Below are 17,680 nucleotides of genomic sequence, written 5' to 3'. Positions count from 1 at the left end.
TACAACATGCGAAAATGCTGGCGCGTTATCGGGAGGCTGCCAGCCCTGGGAGGAGAAAATGACAGACACGAAAAACGGCCGGGCGCCGATGCGAATCCCGTGGGGTCATGCGCGCATTGGATATTGCCGTCGCGGCCAGGGATCTCGACGGGATCAGGCATAGATCACCTTGACCCCGGTCCTATCAAGCTGGCTGCGTATCGGGCCGGACAGGCCATCGTCGGTGATCACGACATCGACGCTCGACAGCGAAAATGCCTTGGAGGTCCCGCTGACGCCCCATTTGCTCGAATCCGCAAGGAGGACAACGCGCCGGGCCATGCGCACGAGGTTTCGCTTCGTTCGCGCCATGTCTTCATTCACGTCGACCACATCCAGTGACGAGTCAATCGCATGCGCTCCAACAAAGACCTGATGCGCTACCAAGCCGCCGAGAGCCGTGTCGGCATCGGTGATCAGCGTGCTCACCGTGTCTGGATAGACCCGGCCACCGATCATGTGAACGTCGAGCCCGGGCCGATGCATCAGATGCTGCACGATATTCATTGCCGTGGCCGCGACCACGACATTGCTGAGCGGCGGTAACAGCATGGCAACCTGCATCAATGTCGAGCCGCCGTCGAAGATGACCGATTGGTTGTCCTCGAACAGCTCTATCGCCGCCCGGGCGATGCGTTTCTTTGCATCGAGGTTCGTTTGCATCCGCCGGGCGAACGCGGCCGTGGTCGAATCCGTGGTCCGGGTCACCGCCCCTCCACGAGTCTTGGTCAGCAGCCCCTTGCGATCCAGTATCTCAAGGTCGGAGCGCACCGTGACTTCCGACACGCCAAAATCGTCTGACAGGTCCTTGATGCGAACCTGTCCGCTGCGTTGCACTTCACCCAGGATCGATTGGCGTCTCTGCTCTGACAACATTGCCTTGTCCTTGCCTCCATGCGCCAAGCGATCGCCCTGGCCTCGGTTCACTCTACCAAAAATATGCGAATTCGAAAGATTTCGAAAGATTGCATTTATTCTTTCTTTCGAAAACACTGAGTCCGGGATTTTGAAGTCAATCAATTGGAGAGTTTTGGACTCATGAGCCTCGGAACCAAGGTGCGCCTGGCGCGCCTCTTCTCACATCCATCGGGGAATCTTTTTGGCGGCGCGGTCGACCACTTTGTCGGCTATGGCGACGTGCGCAAAGGAGGTCTTGCCGACCTGCCGGGCGCGCTTGCACGCGTCATGGTGGGCAAACCCGACTACGTCAGCATCCAGCCTGGCACCGCGCGCCATCTGTGGCCGCAATACGCGGGCAAGGCTTCCCTGGTGATCCAGGCCGGCTGCTTCACCCCAGACGATCGCATCAGTGAACTGATTGCAACGCCCGAGGATGCGGTGCGCGCTGGCGCTGATGCGTTGGCCGTGGCCATTCCGGTGCGCGGCGCGACCGAGGGCAAATACATTCGCTGGCTGACCGATTCGGTGAATGCGGCGGCCCGTTACGGCATGCCGGTGGTGGCGCATATCTACCCTCGCGATTTCACCGACGGGGCAAAAATCGTCTTCACCCCCGACGAGATCGCCTATGCGGCGCGCATCGGCTACGAGTCCGGCGTCGACGTGATCAAGATCGGCTACACGGGCGATTTCGACTCGTTTCGAGAGACCGTTCGGACCTGCCCGGTGCCGGTCGTGATCGCGGGTGGTCCGAAGACGGATACGCTGCTCGGCGCGCTTCAGCAGACGGCGGACGCCATCCGGGCCGGCGCGCGCGGTGCCGTGGTGGGCCGCAATCTCTGGGGGCATGGCGATCCGGAAAAGGCGGCGATTGCCTTTCGGGGCGTCATCCATGACGGCCTTTCGGCGCAAGACGCCCTGGCGAAGGCGGGTGCCTGATCGATGCCCACCGTCCCTTCAATCCTCGGCTTCGGAGCTATTGCGATCGACGACATCGTCTATGTCGATCAGCCGCTGTCGGCAGGCAAGGGGAAGGCTCTTGAAAGTGCCCGGGCGTTCGGGGGAAATGTCGCGACGGCGCTTGCCACCGTCGCGCGGCTCGGCGGAAGCGCCGGGTTCGTCGGATGGCTGGGCAATGCCGCGGACGACGCCGTGCTGTGTGATCTCATTGAGAGCGGTGTTGAAACCGCATTCGCGCCACGCCACGCCGACGCGCGCCCGGTGCGCTCACGCATCACAGTGGGCTCGGACGGAGAGCGGTTCATCGCATATGACGACGATGCGATGCTGGGCACCGCGCCGGACTTTCCGGACGAGGTCCTCAGCCGTGCGACCGTCCTGATCGTCGACAGTTACGCGATCCGGTCGCTGGATGTCGTGGCTCGGGCTCGCGATCTCGGCCTTGCGATCCTCGGCGATATCGAATGGAGCAGCGGCCAGGCCACGGAGCGGCTGATCGCGCTCTGCGACCATCTCATTCTGCCACTCGGCTATGCTCGGACTGCCACGGGGTGCCGATCGCCCGCCGAAATGCTCGATGCATTGTGGTTGCCGTCGCGGTCCGCCGTGGTTCTGACCGATGGTGGCAGGGGCGTGTACTATCGCGGACGCGATGAGACAGGGCTCTGGCACCTGCCTCCGCACCGGGTTGCCGTCGTCGACTCGACCGGCGCCGGTGACTGCTTTCATGGCGCCTATGCCCTTGCATTGACGCGCGGTGCCGACACCGCCGGCCGAGTGGCATTCGCTGCCGCGGCGGCGGCCTTTTCGATAACGGGGCGTGGCGGGCGCGAGGCGCTTCCGACCGCCGACCAGGTCACGGAACTCCTGGCGTCGACGAACGCGCCGTCGGCAGTCGAACTGAAATATGCGCAACTCGATACCGGAACATAGCCCGAACTATCCGAGGAAGTATTTCGCAGGTGAACATGAGCCGAGGACAATCATAAAAATCAGTGGCTTAGACTTGTGGAGGGAGGAATATGGCAGAAGTCGTTCTTGAGAATATCTGCAAGACCTACGGGAACAATTTTCACGCAATCGACCAATTGAACCTGTCGGTCGAGGACGGCGAGTTTTTGATTCTCGTCGGGCCGTCCGGCTGTGGCAAATCCACCGCGTTGCGGATGATCGCGGGATTGGAGGACGTCACAAGTGGCAGCCTTCGGATCGGCGGTACCGACGTCGTCGACATGCCGCCCAAGGACCGCGACATCGCGATGGTCTTCCAGAGCTACGCCCTCTACCCGCATATGACGGTGTTCGAAAACATCGCCTTTTCGATGCGGCTGGCAGGCAAGCCGAAGGCCGAACGCAAGAAGCGCGTCGACGAGATCGCCAAGACCCTTCAGCTGACGTCTCTGTTGGACAGCAAACCCGCGAACCTTTCAGGCGGACAGCGTCAAAGGGTTGCCATGGGCCGCGCCATGGTGCGCGAGCCGGCAGCCTTTCTCATGGACGAACCCCTTTCCAACCTGGACGCGAAACTGCGCGTGCAAATGCGCGCCGAAATCACCCGTCTGCAAAAGCAGCTCGGCGTGACGACCATATATGTGACCCACGACCAGACCGAAGCGATGACGATGGGGGACAGGGTCGCCGTGCTGAAGGGCGGCGTGCTGCAGCAGGTCGACACACCCAAGAGGCTCTACGAATCGCCGGTGAACGCCTTCGTTGCCGGCTTTATCGGGTCTCCTTCGATGAACCTTTTCGAAGCGACCATCACGGGCGGCGAGCTGATGTCCGGCGCCTTTGCCATTCGGCTGCAGGATGCAGCCTTCGTGCGCAGGCCGGGTTTGAAGTCGTATGCGGGGCGCAAGGTCGTGTTCGGGATACGACCGGAGGATCTCTATGACAGCAGCCTCGAATCCGGCCGCAAGTATCAGACCATACCGGCAAAGGTGACCTCGATCGAAGAACTCGGGTCGGAACATATCGTCCATCTGAACATCGACGCGATCCGGGTGGACTCCGGCGACCCCGACGCGGTGCAGGATTTCGGCCTGACGTCGAATGCGGTGGCGAGATTCGAACCGGACAGCGCAGTCCGCTCCGGTTCGGAAATCCGGTTGGCCCTGGATGATACCAAGCTCCATTTCTTCGATCCCGAGACGCATCTGGCGATCTGAAGAATTGTGGCAGAGCCCGCAGGCGAGAGCGAGGCGCCTGCGAAAGTACGCGTAAGAAGACTTCTGAATGAAGCAGACGATCGGCTGCATTGTGCGGTCGATCCCAGAGAAGGAGGAGAAAAAAATGACGTTTCGGATAAAGCCCGCGATGCTGAAAATAGCCGCGGCAGCATGGTTGCTTGGCGCAACCGCCGCCATGGCGGACACGACGCTGGAATTCACCCAATGGTGGGAGCCTGAGCTGCCCGCAGGCTCCTTGCGGAAAATCATGGACGATTTCGAGGCCGCGAATCCCGGCATCAAGGTGACGCTGGTCAGCGGTCCCTATGCGACCACGCGAGACCAGATCTCGGTTGGCGCTGCAACCGGAACGCTCAGCGACGTCGTCGGTCTCGACGGCGCCTGGGTGAACAATCTGAACGCGCAGGGTGCGCTCGCCGACATGAACCCGATGATGGATGCGAGCAAGTTCGACAAAGCCCAAGTCGCGGACATCATCAAGGTGGACGGCAAGGCGGTGATGTTTCCCGTCGCTTCCTTCGTCTACCCGGTCTTCGTGAATTTGGACCTCGCCGCCCAGGCAGGCGTGACCAAGCTGCCGTCGACCCGCGCCGAGTTTCTCGAAGCCGCCAAGAAGATGACCCATGCCGACAAGAACCAGTATGGCTGGGTGCTGCCGCTGTCGCTGCAAACGCCGTCCGGCGTCCAGAACGACATGATGTCGTGGGTCTGGGCATCGGGTCAGTCGATGATGGGGGACGGCAAGCCCGCTCTCGAGGGCAAGCCCGTGGTGGACATGCTCACCTTCGTCAAATCGCTCAATGACGCGGGCACCATCTCGCCCGGCATCGCCACCAAGACCGAACAGGAAAAGGTCGAGGAATTCGTCAACGACCGGGTCGGGATGATGATCGACTCGCTCGCGCATGTGAACCTCATCCGCAAGCGCAATCCCAATCTGAACTTCGACCTCATCCCGGTCCCGGTCGTGGAGGGCTATACGGGCAAGCGCGGCCTTCCCTATGCCTCCTGGGGCATCGGCATCTCTGCTGCCTCGAAACATCAGGAAGAGGCCTGGAAACTCGTCCAATATCTGATGAGTGAAAAGGTGAACGCCAAGCTCGTGTCGCTTGCAAACGCCTTCCCGGGCAACGTCAACGCCAAGCCCGATTTCGTGACCTCGGACAAGGCTTTCGGCAAGGCTTTTGAAATCTTCAAGACCGGTTATCTCGCCAATGAGTTCACGGGCCTGCCGGTGGCTGAAGACCTGATGACCCAGTTCGACGTGCAAGCCCAGAAGATGCTCGCCGGCGAGCAGTCTCCGGAACAAGCCGCCGCCGCCGCTCAGAAGGGCTGGATGGCGAAATTCTGATCGGCCTGTTCCCGTTTCTTCGACCGGGTGGCCTGACTTCGGGCAGGCCACCCGGCAACAACGGATCGGCAATTTGAGATGGACCTGTTTTTGAAACTTACCTTCTCATGAAGGCGTATCCCAAGGTTGGCACATGACCCGGCAAAAGCGCTCCCACCACAAGCTGAAACGAGCGGTCGCACCCTACCTCTATCTGTCGCCATCGCTGCTCATAATCGGGCTTCTGATGCTGCTGCCGATGGTGACGGTGATTGCCTACTCGTTCCAGAACAGCGCGGTGCTGCGTCGTGACCCATCGTTTGCCGGACTGAAACACTACCAGGCGATCTTCGACGACCCCGTGTTCTGGGCTTCGCTGTGGCACACGCTCTACTTCACATGCATGAGTGTCATTTTCCACATGACCATCGGCATGATGTTCGCGCTCATGTTGAACAGCGATCGCATCAATCCGACGCTGCGCAATATTTTGCGCGTGCTCTACATACTGCCCTGGCTGTTCACCGCAGTGATCATCGCCGTGATCTGGCGCCTCCTGCTAGAGCCGAACGGTGTCGTGAATAGCATTCTCATGCAATTGGGCATCATCGGTTCGAAGGTCGAGTGGTTTTCCTCGCCCGAGACCGCGCTGCACGCCGTCACCTTCGCCAACATCTGGGCGGGCTATCCGCTTTTCATGGTCAGCCTGCTCGCGGGTTTGCAGGGCATTCCCAAGGATTTCTACGAGGCCGCCGATATCGACGGGGCAAAAGCCTACCAGAAGCTGATTTTCATCACCATCCCGCAGCTGATGCCGATCATCATCAGCATCTCGCTGCTCGACTTCATCTGGACCATGCAGGTCTTCCCGTTGATCTGGATAACCACGGGCGGCGGCCCGATCTACTCGACCGAGGTCCTAAGCACCTACACGTACAAGCTGGCGTTTTCGAGCTACAACCTGTCGCAGGCTTCGGCGAGCGCCGTGGTCATCTTGTTGATCTCTCTCGGCCTGACGCTTTTCTATATTCGCTATCAAAAGGCTCGGTAGTCACCATGAGGAAAAGGCATACGCCGAAAGACAGGCTGATCACCGTCGCGCTCCATGTAGCGCTTGCAGCGGGGCTCCTTTTCGCGGCATTCCCGATCTACTGGATGCTGAGCAGTTCGTTCAAATCGAATACCGAAATCTTTGCCCTGCCACCAACCATCCTGCCAAAGGCCTTCACGCTGGAAGCGTACGCAGCCATCCTTGGCGACCCGGTAAAGCTGCGCTTCTTCTTCAACAGCTATTTCGTAGCGGGAGCGGTGACCGTGCTGACGGTGCTGATCGCCTTGCTGGCGGCCTACGGGTTCAGCCGCTTCAACTTCCGCGGCAAGGGCAGCCTGAACACACTCATCATCAGCACGCAGACGATCCCGCCAATCACACTTTTGATCCCTTTCTTCGGGCTTGTCGTCTCATATGGCATCTTCGACACCTACGTCGCACTGATCCTGACTTACCTGGTATTCACGCTGCCCTACGCGATCCTGCTGATGACGGGATATCTGAACACCTTGCCCCGCGATCTCGATGAAGCCGTGGCTGTCGATGGCGGCACCAGTTGGACAGCGCTCTGGCGGGTGGTCGTCCCGATTTCACTGCCCGGTATCGTAGCGACGTCGGTCTACACCTTCCTGTTGTGCTGGAACGAATTTCTCTTTGCGCTGACGCTGACGAAGTCAACGTCCATGCGCACCGTCCCGATCGGCATCCAGCTGTTGATGGGGCAGCACGCCTTCGAATGGAACCAGATGATGGCGATGAGCGTGCTTGGCTCGCTACCGCTCTTGGTCATCTACCTCGTTGCCCAGAGGTACTTCCTCGCCGGCATGACCGCGGGCTCGGTCAAGTAGGATGTCCATCCCAGGGTGACGCAGAGTGGCATCAAGCAATAACCGGTATCAAGGATTGAAAGGATGAACGTGAAAGACCTCAAAGTCGGCTGCCAGACCTTCACCTGGGAAATGCTCGGCGACCGTTTTAGCGGCGGCCCCGACGATCTGTTGAAGGCCATCGCCGATGGCGGTTACTCCGGCATCGAGATCACCGACACCATGATCGGCCTCTATGCCGACAAGCCGGCGGAGTTCGCGACCGCGCTGAAGGCATCCGGCCTGACGCTGGTCTCGTTCGCCTTCGGTTCGAAGAGCGGCTTCACGCTGAAGGAGCAGGTCGGCGCCGACCTCGAGACCGCGAAACGCTGGATCGACTTCGCCGCTGCCTTCCCGGGCGCGCTGGTGTCGATGGGCTCGGCAACCGTGGTGTCCGACGGGCCGCGCGACGACAAGTTCGCCATCGCGGCGGAGGTTTACAACAAGGCCGGCGAGCTTGGCCGCAAGGCCGGTGTCCAGGTGGCGGTGCACCCGAGCTCGCACCACAACACGCTGCTGTTCGACCGCGCCGACTATGACAGGATCTTTGCCTTGCTCGACCCCGACCTGGTCGGCTGGGTGCCGGATACCGGCCACATATTGCGCGGCCACAAGGACATGTCTGACACGCTGCGCACCTATCGCGATCGTATCCGCTACATCCATTTGAAGGACGTAGACGCCAACGGCACCTGGGCGATGCTGGGCCAAGGGGTCTGCGACACGCCTGCGGTCATCGAGATCGCAAACACCGCGCCACACTTCAACGGCTGGCTGGTGCTGGAAGAGGAATCCGACACGGCCGCCGCCGATCCTGCTGGCGCGGTCAAGACCAACCGCCAGACGATGCGTAGCTACGGCGCCTGAAGAACGAGACGATGATCAAGAAACAAGACAGACGCCTCAGGGTCGGCGTGCTCGGCTGCGGTCCCATAGCGCAGTTCGCGCATCTGCAATCCTGCACGAAGGCCGCCAATGCCGATCTCTACGCCATCTGCGATGCGGCGCCCGATCTGATCGCCCGCATGGGCGCCACCTACGAACCGCAAAAGATGTATGCCGACTACGACGCGATGCTCGCCGATCCCGAATTGGAAGCCGTGATCGTCGCCACCTCGGATGCCTATCACGTGCCGATGTCGATCAAGGCGCTCGACGCCGGCAAGCATGTTCTCTGCGAAAAGCCCATCGGCACCTCGGTGGAGGAAGGCGAGGCACTGGCAGAGGCAGTCAGGCGTTCCGGCAAGGTCCTGCAGGTCGGGCACATGAAGCGCTTCGATCCGGCGCTGGAGGCCGCGCGCGACTTCGTTCGCGACGAGATGGGCGACGTGCTGGCGCTGAAGGCGTGGTACTGCGATTCCACCCACCGCTACACCAACACCGATGCCGTGCAGCCGCTGCCCGTCACCAGCAAACTCGCGCGGAAGCCGGCGGGCAATCCCAAGGCTGATCTCAGGCAATACTTCATGCTGGCCCACGGCTCGCATCTCGTCGACACGGCACGCTTCCTGTGCGGTGATATCGTCGCCGTGCGCGCCCGTCTCAACGAACGTTTCGGCGCCTATTGCTGGTTCGTCGAAACCGAATTCGCCAGCGGCGCGCTCGGCCATCTCGATCTGACGGTGGCCGTACGGATGGACTGGCACGAAGGCTTTCAACTCTATGGCGAGAACGGTTCCATCATCGCCAAGACCTTCAACCCCTGGTACTTCCGCGCCAGCGAGGTCGACATCTTCCATGAGAAGGACGCGACATCGCGCAAGCCGCTCGGCGCCGACGGCCATTTCTTCCGCCGCCAGCTGGAAGGTCTTGCCGACACGGTGCTTGCCGGCGCGCCGATGCGCGGCGCCAATGTCGAAGACGGCATCGCGTCGATCCGCGCCATGGTTGCCATAGCGCGCTCGGTGGAGACCGGCGAGCGGGTCGAACTCGCCTCGGTTTCGGGAGCAGTCTGATGCGTCTCGGCATTTTCGCCAAGACCTTTCCCGGGAGCGAACCGGCCGCGGTGCTGATGGCGGTGCGACAAGCGGGCTATGAGACGACGCAATTCAATCTCGCTTGCGCCGGCCTGCCAGCGATGCCGGACGCAGTGCCGGCGGACGCCATCGCGGCGATCCGCGCCGCCGCACGGTCGACCGGTGTTTCACTCGCCGCGCTATCGGGCACCTACAACATGGCGCATCCCGACAAGGCCGTGCGCGACGACGGTCTTGGCCGTCTTGAGGCCGTTGTCGAGACCGCGGCGGCCCTCGGCATTCCGCTGGTCACGCTGTGCACCGGCTCGCGCAATGCCGCCGATCAATGGGCATACCATCCGGACAATGCCACACCGGCCGCATGGTCCGACATGGCCGCCGAGATGGAGAAGGCGCTGGCGCTGGCCGAAGCCGCCGGCGTCGATCTCGGCATCGAGCCGGAGCAGGCCAACATCGTCACCTCGGCCAAGGATGCGACTCGCCTGATCGCCGAGATGGGCTCGAGGCATCTGAAGATCGTGTTCGACCCGGCAAACCTGTTCGAGCACGCCACGCCGGGCGAGGCGCGCGCCATCGTCGCCGCCGCGATCGACGAGGCGGCCGGCCACATCGCCATGGCACATGCCAAGGACCGCCATGGCGACGGCCGCTTTGCCACCGCCGGGCAAGGCATTGTCGATTTTCCGGATTTCGTCGCGCGGCTGAAGGCTGCGGGTTTCGGGGGGGCGCTCGTCACCCACGGCCTGTCCGCCGACGAAGCTCCCGGTGTTGCCGCCTTCCTGCGGAGGCTGCTCTGATGGTTACCGCGCCGGCGATCATGCTCCGCGACGATGCAGCACTTCGTGTCTTCGATATGGGGCAGGGCAGGCTTCCCGTCGTCTTCCAGCATGGTCTCGGCGGCGATGCAGCGCAGGTGGCACAGAACTTTCCCGACAGCCCGTCACGCCGGCGGCTGACCGTCGAATGCCGCGCACAAGGCGGCTCCGGCGCCGGCAGCCGTCGCCCCTTTTCGATCGCCATGTTTGCCGACGACGTGCTGGCCGCCGCCGACGCGGCCGGCCTCGACCGTTTTGTCGCCGGCGGCATCTCGATGGGCGCGGCAATCGCGCTGAACCTGGCGAGCCGTTACCCGGAGCGCGTCATTGGCCTGGTACTCGTGCGCCCGGCCTGGGCCTTCGACGCAGCGCCGCTGAACATGCGCCCTTACGTGGAAGTGGCGGAGCTCATCCGCAGCCGTCCGCTGGATGAAGCGCGCGACGCCTTCGCGGCATCCGCCACTGCCGCCCGCTTTCGCGCTGAAGCACCGGACAATCTCACCTCCTTGCTCGGCTTCTTCGCGCGTGAAAATGCGGCAGTTTTCGCCGAGGTCATGCAGGCGATCGCAAACGATGGGCCTGGCGTCACGCGGGCGGCTGCTTCCGGCCTCGCAATCCCCACGCTGGTCATCGGCAGCGGCATTGACCTCGTTCATCCGCTGGCGATCGCTCGCAGCCTCGCCGACGCCATTCCCAACGCCGCCTTTGTCGAGGTAACGCCGAAGGCCACCGACAAGGATCGCCATTTCACGGAGGTCCGCGCCGCCATCACCCGCTTCCTCGACGATCGTTTCAACAACCAGGACCAGCCATGATCTCGAAACCTCTCTCAGGCCCGGCCGCCATCGCCGCATTGCCGCGCGATCGCATGATCGCTGAATTCTCGCTGTGGTCCGCCGACCTCGTCAATTTCGAGAGCGACCTGAAGCGCATCGAACCCTTTGTCGATCTTCATCATATCGATGTGGCGGACGGTCATTTCGCCCCGTCCTTCCTGTTCTTTCCCGACCTCGTCGCCCGCATCGCGAAGCTCACGGCCAAACCCATCCATGTCCACCTGATGGTCGATGCTGACATAGTCGAGGCGCAGACGCGCCAGTTCATCGAGGCCGGCGCCGACATGATCAGCGTCCATGCCGAGAATGGCGAGGCGGGATTGCGCGCCGTTCGGCTGGCCCGCGAGCTCGGCGCCGAAGCCGGTGTCGTGCTGAGGCTGGAGACGCCGGTCGAAGAGGTGACGCCCTTCGTCTCCGAGGTCGCTTTTGTCACGCTTCTCGGCACGGCAATCGGCGTCAAGGGGCAGAGCCTGTCGGAAAAAGCTTTTGACAGGCTTGGCGCCGCGCGCGCCATCCTGAGAAAGGCCGGCCGCGAGGCGGCCTTGGTTCTGGCCGCCGACGGCGGCATCCGCCACGAAACGGTGCCGTTGCTGCGTGCCGCCGGCGCCGAGACGGTGGTTCTCGGTTCGCTCGCCTTTGGCGACAAGGATCTGGCCGGCCGCATCGGCTGGCTGCACGGACTGAAGGTAGCGGCATGAGCACTGAAGCCGCCCTCGCGATCGATCTTGGCGGCACCGAGCTTCGCGCCGCCCTGGTCGATCGCGACGGCAAGATCCTGGCATTCGCAGCGGTGCCGACGCAGGCGCAGGCCGGCCCCGACGTGGTGATCGGCCAGATCGAGGCGTTGGCCGCGACCGTCCATGCCGAGGCACCGGCGCTTGCCGTCGTCGGCGTCGGCGTCGGTGCGCCGGGACCGCTTGATCCGCTCGCCGGCATCGCGGTCGGGCCGCCGACGCTGGCCGGCTGGCTGGATGTGCCGCTTGCCGATATCCTCGAACGGCGGCTCGGTCTGCCGGTGCGGCTGGAGAACGACGCCAACGCCGCCGCGCTCGGCGAATGGCGTTTCGGTGCTGGCCACGGTGCGCGCTCGCTGGTTTTCGTCACGGTTTCCACCGGCATTGGCGGCGGCGTCGTCGTCGATGGGCGCATCCTGCACGGTCGTCGTGGCCTTGCCGCCGAGATCGGCCATATGACCATCACAAACGAAGGCGAACGTTGCGTCTGCGGTGTCGTCGGCTGCTTCGAGGCCATCGCCTCGGGAACCGCACTTGGCCGTCGCGCGACCGCCGCCACGGCTGCTGGTGACGGCTCGACTTTGCGGCGCCTGTCGGCGGACGCGGAAGTGACAGGCCGTCACGTGGTCGAGGCGGCACGGCTGCAGGACGGCCTCGCTTTGGCCCTGCTTGAGGAGGAAGCGCGCTGGCTGGGGGTCGGCTTCACCAATCTGCTGCATCTCTATTCGCCCGATGTGCTGGTCGTCGGCGGCGGCATCGCCAATGGGCTCGACCTGATGCTGCCTGTCCTCGAGGCGACCATCAGGCAGCGGGCCATGCGCGCCTATCGCGACGTGCCGGTCGTCCAGGCGCAGCTCGGCCGCCACGCCGGGCTCGTCGGCGCCGCCAGCCTCGTCCTGTTCGACGACGTCGGCACTTTGGCTGCACGCATGCCTGTCGGCCCAACCACGTATCCTGACGCAAGGAGGGACTTCAATGGCTGAGCTCAAGATGCGCGGTGTGCGCAAGTCTTACGGCGGCGTGGAGGTGATCAAAGGTGTCAAGGCGCTGGAGCCGCTGAGCAAGACCGGTACCGTCTGACTTTGCGACCTGTATGACAAAGGCCGGAGGCAGCACGCCTCCGGCCTTTGTCCTATTGACTGCGCTGATTACTCGGCCGGAACGACGTCCGCCGGCAGGCTGTCGTCCGCCGTGCCCGCCAGAGCGCTGGCCAGCTTGGCCTCGTCGAGTTCGCCTTCCCAGCGGGCGACGACCAGCGTGGCGACGGCATTGCCGATGAAATTGGTCAGTGCCCGGCATTCCGACATGAAGCGGTCGACGCCGAGGATCAGCGCCATGCCGGCGACCGGCACCGATGGAACGACCGAAAGCGTGGCGGCAAGGGTGATGAATCCGGCCCCGGTGATACCGGCTGCGCCCTTCGACGAAAGCATGGCAACCAGCAGCAGCAGGATCTGGTCACCGATCGACAGATGGATGTTCGTCGCCTGCGCGATGAACAGCGCCGCCAGTGTCATGTAGATGTTGGTGCCGTCGAGGTTGAAGGAATAGCCGGTCGGAATGACCAGTCCGACCACCGAGCGCTTGGCGCCGGCCTTCTCCATCTTTTCCATCAGCGAGGGCAGGGCGGCTTCCGACGAGGAGGTGCCCAGCACCAGCAGCAGCTCCTCCTTGATATAGCGGAGCAGCGACAGGATGGAGAACCCGTTGTAACGGCAGACGGCCCCGAGCACGACGAACACGAACAGCAGCGACGTCATGTAGAAGGTGCCGACCAGCATGGCGAGATTGATGACCGAGCCGATACCGTATTTGCCGATGGTGAAGGCCATGGCGCCGAAGGCGCCGATGGGCGCGGCCTTCATGAGCACGCTGACCAGCTTGAACATCGGCGCCATCAGCGCCTGCAGGAAATTGAGGACCGGCGTGCCCCTGTCGCCGACCAGCGCCAGCGCAATGCCGAACAGCACCGAGAAGAACAGAACCTGCAGGATGTCGCCGTCGGCGAAGGCGCCGACGATGGTCGTCGGGATGATGTTCATCAGGAAGCCGGTGACCGACTGGTCGTGCGCCTTGGCGGCATAGGTGCTGACGGTCGACGCGTCGAGTGTCGCCGGGTCGATGTTGAAGCCGGCGCCCGGCTGCACGACATTGGCGACGACGAGGCCGATGATGAGAGCAAGCGTGGAGAAGGTGAGGAAGTAGAGCATCGCCTTGCCGGCCACACGGCCGACCTTCTGCAGGTCGCTCATGCCGGCGATGCCGGTCGCCACCGTCAGGAAGATGACCGGGGCGATGATCATCTTGACCAGCTTGATGAAGGCATCGCCGAGCGGCTTCATGCTCTCGCCGATCGACGGATAGTAGTGGCCGAGCAGGATACCGACGGTGATCGCGACGAGCACCTGCACGTAGAGTTGGGCATAGAAAGGCTTGCGCTGCGCGGAAGGCGCGCCTGATTGGTCTGCGATGTGCATCGAACTCTCCCTGCCGGATGGGGCGGAAATGCGCCGCCCTGCGTGACTTCTCCCATCGCGGCGCTCCGGTCGCACGCCGCTGCAGGAACTTTTGCAAGCGCTGTGCCAGATCGGGGAAAGGCGGAAATCCGGCGTTTTGGCCACTTTTCGGGGTCGCGCGGCGAAAACCTGTGCGGATTTCCGCACAGGTAGCGTTTGCCTGGGCGGAATTTCGCATTAGACTAGCGAGGAAAAAGGGAGAGGCAGACGCCACAAGCAGGCACCGATAGCAGGTCGATGGGGATCGCCGGACGGGATCTGCTGCGCGAGGCGGTGGCCCGGCTGCGCGATGGCCGCTGGCTTGTAGTCCTCATCGCCCTCGCGGTCCTGGCGGGCGCGATCGTCATTGCCGGGCGCATCGCCTCCAGCCAGGCGGCCGACAATCTGCGCGACGGGGCGCTTGCCGCCTTGCCGCTGGCGGCGGGAACACTGACCGGCGAAATCGAAAAGCAGCGACTGGTCCCGTTGGTGCTGGCACGCGACGATGCGGTGCGCGAGGCGCTGCGCCGGGCCGGGAAAACGGAAGAAACGGCCCTCGACGACAAGCTCAAGGCGATTGCCGGCGATGCATCGGCGTCCGCCATCTATGTCATCGACACGGCCGGCATCGCGATATCAGCCAGCAATGCCGGCGAGCCGACGAGCTTTGTCGGCATCGACTATAATTTCCGCCACTATTTCAACGAGGCCATGGCGAAGGGTTCCGCCAGCCAATATGGCCTGGGCACGATCAGCGGCCGGCCGGGTCTCTATCTTTCGAGTCGCGTCGACGACAACGGCAAGCCGCTGGGCGTCGTGGTGTTGAAGGTCGAACTGGACGGTGTCGAGGCCAATTGGCGCTCCAGCGGGTTCCTGGTTTTCGTCACCGACGAACGCGGCGTCGTTCTGGCTACCAGCGAGCCCGAATGGCGGTTTCATGCGCTGGCGCCGCTCTCCGCCCAAGATGCCGCCGCTGCCCATGAGCAGCTGCAATTGGCCGATGCCGCCTTCGAACCGCTGCCGATCCGGCGCGGTGCCGGCGACGGCGTGGCGACGATCGGGAGCTCGGGAAAGCCGCGCCAGTTCGTCGAGGTGGTGCAGGACCTGCCCGGTGCGGTCCCCGGCTGGCGCCTGTGGCTGCTGACGCCGGCGGACGCCGCACTCTCGTCCGCCGCCAACACGGCGCGCCTGACCACGCTGCTCGGATTGCTGCTTACGGGTTTGCTGGCCTTCGTGCTCACCCGACGTCAGCGTGCGCGCCGGCTGAGGCAGGAGGCGCTGGCGCGCATGAATGTCGAACTGGAAAGCCGCGTCAGCACGCGAACGGCCGAACTGACGCGCTCCAATACAGCCCTTGCCGGCGAAATCGCCGAGCGCGAGAATGCTGAAGCCAAGGTCCGCCGGCTGCGCGACGATCTCGCCCAGGCCAACCGGCTTTCCATTCTCGGGCAGATCGCGGCCGGCGTCGCGCACGAGATCAACCAGCCGGTCGCCGCGATCCGCACCTATGCCGAGAATGCCCGCCGCTTTCTCGCCGACGGCAGGACCGAACCGGTCAGCGGCAATCTGACATCGATCGTTTCGATGACCGAACGCATCGGCGCGATCACCAGCACCTTGCGCACATTCGCCCGCAGGCCCGGCGTCGCCGCTTCGCCATTGCCGGTGCGCGAGGCGATCGACGGCGCGCTGTCGCTTCTGTCCGGCCGCATCCGCGATTCCGGCGTGACCATTGTCAAGCCGCGCGGCAACGCATCGCCGACAGTCATGGCCAGCCGCATCCGGCTGGAGCAGATCCTGGTCAACCTGTTGCAGAACGCGCTGGACGCCATGAAGGACCAGCCCGATCCCCGCATCGAGATCGAAATTGCCGAGCGCGACGACCGGGTGCTGATTTCGGTACGCGACAATGGCCCCGGCCTCGGTCCGGAAGCGGCCGGCAATTTGTTCATGCCGTTCCAGACCACCAAGGAGAAAGGGCTTGGCCTCGGGCTGGTGATCTCGCAGGAGATCGCCCAGGAATTGGGCGGCACGCTGCGGCTCGATCCCGACAGCGTCAGTGGCGCGTCCTTCACCATCGACTTGAGGCGAATTGAATGACGCAGGGATCAGGGCTGGTGGCGCTCGTCGACGACGATGCGGACCTGCTTCACGCCACCACGCAATTGCTCGAGCTTGCCGGCTTCAGCGTGATCGCGCTCGATGCAGCCGAGGCGGCGCTTGCCGTCATCGACAGGAGTTTCGAGGGCGTGGTCGTCAGCGACATCCGCATGCCCGGCATGAACGGGCTGCAACTGTTCGATCGCGTCAAGGCGATCGACCCGGACATACCGGTGATCCTGGTCACCGGGCATGGCGATGTCGATCTTGCCGTGGCCGCGCTCAAGGACGGCGTCTACGATTTCATCCCGAAGCCCTATGCCGGCGATCGCCTTGTCGAGGCATTGAAACGGGCGAGCGAGAAGCGGCGGCTGGTGATGGAGAACCGGCGGCTGCGCGAAGCCGCGGCGCTGGCCGCCGATGGCCTGCCGCTGATCGGTGAGGCGCCCGCCATCCGGCGGCTGCGCGAGACCTTGCGCCAGATTGCCGACATGGATGTCGACGTGCTGGTGGAAGGAGAGACGGGAACCGGCAAGGAAGTGGTGGCGGACCTCCTGCACAGATGGGGGCGGCGGCGCGCGAAACCCTTCGTGGCGTTGAATTGCGGCGCGCTGCCGGAGACCGTCATAGAAAGCGAGCTGTTCGGCCACGAGGCAGGCGCCTTCACCGGCGCGCAGCGGCGCCGCATCGGCCGCATCGAGCATGCCAGCGGTGGCACCCTGTTCCTCGACGAGATCGAATCCATGCCGCCGGCCCTCCAGGTCAAGCTGCTGCGGGTGCTCGAGACGCGCAGTCTCACGCCGCTTGGCTCGAACGAGATCCGGCGCATCGACCTCAGGGTCGTCGCGGCAACGAAGGTGGATCTCGGCCGGCCGGACCAGCGCGGCGATTTTCGCGAGGATCTCTATTTCCGCCTCAACGTGGTGACGCTGCGCATCCCGCCACTGCGCGAGCGGCGCGGCGACATCCCGATGCTGTTCGGGCATTTCCTCGGCAAGGCGGCGGAGCGTTTCGGGCGGCCTGTCGCCAAAGTGAACGTAGCGGTGAGCGACCATCTCCAGTCGCATGCCTGGCCGGGCAATGTGCGCGAGCTCGCGCATTTCGCCGATCGCGTCGCGCTCGGTCTCGGCCCGGACGACGAGACGAAAGTCGCTCCCGCGCGACTGCCGGAGCCCGAGGCTACACTGCCCGAACGGGTTGGCCACTACGAGGCGCAACTCATCCGCGACGCGTTGCGCGATCATGGCGGCGACGTGCGCAGCGCCATCGACGCGCTCGGCGTGCCGCGCAAGACGTTTTACGACAAGCTCAAGCGCTACGGCATTGCCGCGTCCGAATTCCGCAATGGTGGCGATCCGGATGCGCAACCTGTTCGGGAACAGATATAGA

The 17,680-nt window shown here is 63.6% G+C and carries 16 protein-coding genes; 14 read left to right on the top strand and 2 right to left on the bottom strand.

All coding sequences use genetic code 11. The annotated features are described in order from the left end of the window. Positions 1 to 153: 153 nt before the first annotated feature. Positions 154 to 915: a DeoR/GlpR family DNA-binding transcription regulator gene (locus tag NR193_RS05985; RefSeq protein WP_091576910.1), complete on the bottom strand. Its 762-nt coding sequence runs from the start codon at positions 913 to 915 to the stop codon at positions 154 to 156. A gap of 162 nt (positions 916 to 1,077) precedes the next feature. On the opposite strand from NR193_RS05985, the gene NR193_RS05980 reads away from it, so the two are divergent. The 12 genes from NR193_RS05980 to NR193_RS05925 all read left to right on the top strand — a co-directional run bounded on the left by NR193_RS05980 (position 1,078) and on the right by NR193_RS05925 (position 12,679). Further along, the gene (locus NR193_RS05980) at positions 1,078 to 1,878 is read left to right on the top strand and encodes a class I fructose-bisphosphate aldolase (RefSeq protein ID WP_256749954.1); all 801 of its coding nucleotides are present in this window, start codon (positions 1,078 to 1,080) and stop codon (positions 1,876 to 1,878) included. Between the two features lie 3 nt (positions 1,879 to 1,881). Beyond that, positions 1,882 to 2,832: a PfkB family carbohydrate kinase gene (locus tag NR193_RS05975; protein ID WP_256749953.1), complete on the top strand. Its 951-nt coding sequence runs from the start codon at positions 1,882 to 1,884 to the stop codon at positions 2,830 to 2,832. An 89-nt stretch (positions 2,833 to 2,921) separates the two neighbouring features. After that, a complete protein-coding gene (locus tag NR193_RS05970; RefSeq protein ID WP_256749952.1) occupies positions 2,922 to 4,067 on the top strand; it encodes an ABC transporter ATP-binding protein in 1,146 nt (381 codons plus the stop codon). 124 nt (positions 4,068 to 4,191) lie between these two features. Beyond that, on the top strand, positions 4,192 to 5,439 hold the full coding sequence (locus NR193_RS05965; RefSeq protein WP_256749951.1) for a sugar ABC transporter substrate-binding protein: 1,248 nt from the start codon (positions 4,192 to 4,194) through the stop codon (positions 5,437 to 5,439). Between the two features lie 133 nt (positions 5,440 to 5,572). Continuing rightward, positions 5,573 to 6,469: a carbohydrate ABC transporter permease gene (locus NR193_RS05960; protein WP_256749950.1), complete on the top strand. Its 897-nt coding sequence runs from the start codon at positions 5,573 to 5,575 to the stop codon at positions 6,467 to 6,469. Positions 6,470 to 6,474: 5 nt separating this feature from the next. Beyond that, positions 6,475 to 7,317 (top strand): carbohydrate ABC transporter permease, encoded by an 843-nt coding sequence (locus NR193_RS05955; protein WP_256749949.1) that lies wholly within the window; start codon positions 6,475 to 6,477, stop codon positions 7,315 to 7,317. A gap of 63 nt (positions 7,318 to 7,380) precedes the next feature. After that, positions 7,381 to 8,202: a sugar phosphate isomerase/epimerase gene (locus tag NR193_RS05950; RefSeq protein WP_256749948.1), complete on the top strand. Its 822-nt coding sequence runs from the start codon at positions 7,381 to 7,383 to the stop codon at positions 8,200 to 8,202. Between the two features lie 11 nt (positions 8,203 to 8,213). Beyond that, a complete protein-coding gene (locus NR193_RS05945; RefSeq protein WP_256749947.1) occupies positions 8,214 to 9,290 on the top strand; it encodes a Gfo/Idh/MocA family protein in 1,077 nt (358 codons plus the stop codon). After that, positions 9,290 to 10,108: a sugar phosphate isomerase/epimerase gene (locus NR193_RS05940; protein WP_256749946.1), complete on the top strand. Its 819-nt coding sequence runs from the start codon at positions 9,290 to 9,292 to the stop codon at positions 10,106 to 10,108. Before NR193_RS05945 ends, NR193_RS05940 begins: the two co-directional genes overlap by 1 nt. Beyond that, the gene (locus NR193_RS05935; protein ID WP_256749945.1) at positions 10,108 to 10,941 is read left to right on the top strand and encodes an alpha/beta fold hydrolase; all 834 of its coding nucleotides are present in this window, start codon (positions 10,108 to 10,110) and stop codon (positions 10,939 to 10,941) included. The genes NR193_RS05940 and NR193_RS05935 overlap by 1 nt, the downstream gene beginning before the upstream one ends. Beyond that, complete coding sequence (locus tag NR193_RS05930) at positions 10,938 to 11,660, top strand: ribulose-phosphate 3-epimerase (RefSeq protein WP_256749944.1); 723 nt, start codon at positions 10,938 to 10,940, stop codon at positions 11,658 to 11,660. Before NR193_RS05935 ends, NR193_RS05930 begins: the two co-directional genes overlap by 4 nt. Further along, a complete protein-coding gene (locus tag NR193_RS05925) occupies positions 11,657 to 12,679 on the top strand; it encodes an ROK family protein (RefSeq protein ID WP_256749943.1) in 1,023 nt (340 codons plus the stop codon). Before NR193_RS05930 ends, NR193_RS05925 begins: the two co-directional genes overlap by 4 nt. Positions 12,680 to 12,844: 165 nt before the next feature. On the opposite strand, the gene NR193_RS05920 is transcribed toward NR193_RS05925, so the two are convergent. Next, on the bottom strand, positions 12,845 to 14,173 hold the full coding sequence (locus NR193_RS05920; protein ID WP_256749942.1) for a dicarboxylate/amino acid:cation symporter: 1,329 nt from the start codon (positions 14,171 to 14,173) through the stop codon (positions 12,845 to 12,847). Positions 14,174 to 14,449: 276 nt separating this feature from the next. Between NR193_RS05920 and NR193_RS05915 the strand changes: the two genes are divergently transcribed. Next, entirely contained in the window at positions 14,450 to 16,291 is a 1,842-nt protein-coding gene (locus NR193_RS05915; protein ID WP_256749941.1) for a sensor histidine kinase, read from the top strand. Further along, positions 16,288 to 17,679 carry a sigma-54 dependent transcriptional regulator gene (locus NR193_RS05910; RefSeq protein ID WP_256749940.1) on the top strand — a complete coding sequence of 464 codons (1,392 nt, stop codon included), beginning with the start codon at positions 16,288 to 16,290 and terminating at the stop codon, positions 17,677 to 17,679. Before NR193_RS05915 ends, NR193_RS05910 begins: the two co-directional genes overlap by 4 nt. Position 17,680: the final 1 nt, after the last annotated feature.

This window comes from Mesorhizobium sp. Mes31 (assembly GCF_024519675.1).
Classification (GTDB): Bacteria; Pseudomonadota; Alphaproteobacteria; order Rhizobiales; family Rhizobiaceae; genus Mesorhizobium.
Note: the sequence above shows the minus strand (reverse complement) of the source record. Positions and strands in the feature narration are given on the sequence as shown.

Coding starts and splice junctions, on each gene's coding strand:
- NR193_RS05985 (WP_091576910.1), bottom strand. CDS start 915: ATGTTGTCAGAGCAGAGACGCCAATCGATCCTGGGTGAAGTGCAACGC.
- NR193_RS05980 (WP_256749954.1), top strand. CDS start 1,078: ATGAGCCTCGGAACCAAGGTGCGCCTGGCGCGCCTCTTCTCACATCCA.
- NR193_RS05975 (WP_256749953.1), top strand. CDS start 1,882: ATGCCCACCGTCCCTTCAATCCTCGGCTTCGGAGCTATTGCGATCGAC.
- NR193_RS05970 (WP_256749952.1), top strand. CDS start 2,922: ATGGCAGAAGTCGTTCTTGAGAATATCTGCAAGACCTACGGGAACAAT.
- NR193_RS05965 (WP_256749951.1), top strand. CDS start 4,192: ATGACGTTTCGGATAAAGCCCGCGATGCTGAAAATAGCCGCGGCAGCA.
- NR193_RS05960 (WP_256749950.1), top strand. CDS start 5,573: ATGACCCGGCAAAAGCGCTCCCACCACAAGCTGAAACGAGCGGTCGCA.
- NR193_RS05955 (WP_256749949.1), top strand. CDS start 6,475: ATGAGGAAAAGGCATACGCCGAAAGACAGGCTGATCACCGTCGCGCTC.
- NR193_RS05950 (WP_256749948.1), top strand. CDS start 7,381: ATGAACGTGAAAGACCTCAAAGTCGGCTGCCAGACCTTCACCTGGGAA.
- NR193_RS05945 (WP_256749947.1), top strand. CDS start 8,214: ATGATCAAGAAACAAGACAGACGCCTCAGGGTCGGCGTGCTCGGCTGC.
- NR193_RS05940 (WP_256749946.1), top strand. CDS start 9,290: ATGCGTCTCGGCATTTTCGCCAAGACCTTTCCCGGGAGCGAACCGGCC.
- NR193_RS05935 (WP_256749945.1), top strand. CDS start 10,108: ATGGTTACCGCGCCGGCGATCATGCTCCGCGACGATGCAGCACTTCGT.
- NR193_RS05930 (WP_256749944.1), top strand. CDS start 10,938: ATGATCTCGAAACCTCTCTCAGGCCCGGCCGCCATCGCCGCATTGCCG.
- NR193_RS05925 (WP_256749943.1), top strand. CDS start 11,657: ATGAGCACTGAAGCCGCCCTCGCGATCGATCTTGGCGGCACCGAGCTT.
- NR193_RS05920 (WP_256749942.1), bottom strand. CDS start 14,173: ATGCACATCGCAGACCAATCAGGCGCGCCTTCCGCGCAGCGCAAGCCT.
- NR193_RS05915 (WP_256749941.1), top strand. CDS start 14,450: ATGGGGATCGCCGGACGGGATCTGCTGCGCGAGGCGGTGGCCCGGCTG.
- NR193_RS05910 (WP_256749940.1), top strand. CDS start 16,288: ATGACGCAGGGATCAGGGCTGGTGGCGCTCGTCGACGACGATGCGGAC.